1 pseudogene is annotated in these 268 nt (G+C 73.5%); it reads right to left on the bottom strand.

The window, feature by feature from the left end:
• Positions 1–268, bottom strand: a pseudogene (locus tag R0J92_RS23380) (hypothetical protein); the annotation flags it as partial.

The raw sequence follows: 268 nt of genomic DNA, 5'->3' as shown, positions 1-268 counted from the left end.
CCCGTGCCGCGGCGGCGGGCGGAAGTGCTCGCTCGTCAGCGACCGGACGTCGCGGTTGAGCCCGTGCTTGCGGCAGTAGAGGGCGAACGCCTGCCCGATCTGCTCGGCCCGCGGGCCCTCGCCGCGCCGGCGGTTGTGGGTGGGGGCGTTGCTGTTGCCGCCGCCGCACGCTTCGACTTCCTGGCGAGATCGGCGTTCGCGGGTCGCGACCAGGCGCGAGGTGTCGTCGTCGGTCTTCCGCTGTGAGAAGCCCGAGCGGTAGAGCAGG

Source organism: Tritonibacter sp. SIMBA_163 (assembly GCF_046535935.1).
In the GTDB taxonomy this organism is placed as follows: domain Bacteria; phylum Pseudomonadota; class Alphaproteobacteria; order Rhodobacterales; family Rhodobacteraceae; genus Epibacterium; species Epibacterium scottomollicae.
The sequence above is the reverse complement of the archived record's forward strand: the minus strand, read 5'-3'. Positions and strand labels throughout refer to the sequence as shown.